Annotated in this window: 3 protein-coding genes; 1 reads left to right on the forward strand and 2 read right to left on the reverse strand. The window is 36.9% G+C overall.

Translation table 11 applies throughout. The annotated features are described in order from the left end of the window. A partial coding sequence (locus CK510_RS30485; RefSeq protein ID WP_245912535.1) for a hypothetical protein occupies positions 1-265 on the reverse strand: 265 nt, incomplete at its 3' end. A 481-nt stretch (positions 266-746) separates the two neighbouring features. Between CK510_RS30485 and CK510_RS30490 the strand changes: the two genes are divergently transcribed. Continuing rightward, positions 747-1,202: a Cfr10I/Bse634I family restriction endonuclease gene (locus CK510_RS30490; RefSeq protein WP_095725135.1), complete on the forward strand. Its 456-nt coding sequence runs from the start codon at positions 747-749 to the stop codon at positions 1,200-1,202. Here the strand turns inward: CK510_RS30490 and CK510_RS34530 are convergent. Continuing rightward, on the reverse strand, positions 1,152-1,298 hold the full coding sequence (locus tag CK510_RS34530) for a Cfr10I/Bse634I family restriction endonuclease (RefSeq protein ID WP_373695840.1): 147 nt from the start codon (positions 1,296-1,298) through the stop codon (positions 1,152-1,154). The genes CK510_RS30490 and CK510_RS34530 overlap by 51 nt on opposite strands. Positions 1,299-1,317: the final 19 nt, after the last annotated feature.

A 1,317-nucleotide genomic window follows, 5' to 3' on the forward strand; every position in this document is an offset into this window, starting at 1 on the left:
TCAACCTCCCCTTACTAAGGGGAGGTGCCACAGGCGGTGGGGTTATTTTATGCATCTTCATATTAAAATGGTATAAGCCTGTTAAAGTGGCATGGTAGGGACTTCTACCAGAAGTGCGAATAACATCACCACCTAAAGCCCGAACATTTCCAACAGATGTGACTCCAACTTGCCCATGAGGAATTTTTGCTGCCAACTCTTCTTTAGTTAATTCTATCGCGCTTTCCACAGAGACTCCTGTTACACCACTAGGATGAGTACCCATTGCACGATCGATATCCTCTGGACATTGCGTCCACCACGAACAACCAATGCTTCGTCTGGTATTTTCTCTACAGTCACAAGTTTTTATGAAAGCGTATTTAATCTAAATTAGGATATCAGATTCGGTGCTTTTCTTTGATGGGAAGATAAAATTTACATGCGATCGCATTGTTTCATCAAGCAGAGTTAGATTATTGCTTTCCGCATAATAAACTCTGTGTGCGATATGCCGGAGGCATTAAGCTTTGCTTATCGCACTACATAAATTTATTATCCAGTGTAGGTTGGGTGGAGACGCAGCGAGGATACTGAGTTTTTACATATATTTTGCGTCGTAACCCAACACTATATTTTAGTTTTACTAAGCAGTTTCAGAGTATTTCTTGAAGCGAATGGCAAGTAACAGCATATTAGGATGGTATTTGTGATATAAAAATATCACCCCGTGACAGATATTATCAAAATAGTAAGTGATTTAAGCCATGAGGATTGATAAGAAAAAAGTCTTTTGCGAACTTCTAAACTATGAACTACCTGAACCACAACAACTAATATCCGAGCTATTTAAAAGTTTTGATATTAGAGTACGCCAGTTAAATGCTAATGTGACGATGGGCGCATTGAATAACGCACATGGTGACTGGTACGAATGGTTAATTGGAATAGCTGCCTGGAATTATTGTATTGATAATCCAGGTTCTTACCTTACAATTCCACTTCCCAATGTTACACAATTTGACATAGCAACGCTCTATAAAGAAGATATTAAATTCATTATCCAGGAATTACGCGACAATGTAGAAAGTAGAGCATCAGTAAGTCTCATTACTTCAAATCCAGACTTTGTAATCATTAATCCAGAAAAATTAGATTTTTCACATGATAAGTCAAATAAAATAACGCATATTGATATTAGTTGCATAAATAGCTTTCATTAAACTTCCCTCGTGAGGAATTTGCAGTCGGCGATCTGGTCTTAAAGATGTTTTAATTGATGCATAACCGATAATATCTTTTAGATTACATTTTCCTATAAACTGACTATATAAATTG

The organism is Brunnivagina elsteri CCALA 953 (assembly GCF_002289455.1).
GTDB lineage: Bacteria > Cyanobacteriota > Cyanobacteriia > Cyanobacteriales > Nostocaceae > Brunnivagina > Brunnivagina elsteri.

Coding starts and splice junctions, on each gene's coding strand:
- CK510_RS30490 (WP_095725135.1), top strand. CDS start 747: ATGAGGATTGATAAGAAAAAAGTCTTTTGCGAACTTCTAAACTATGAA.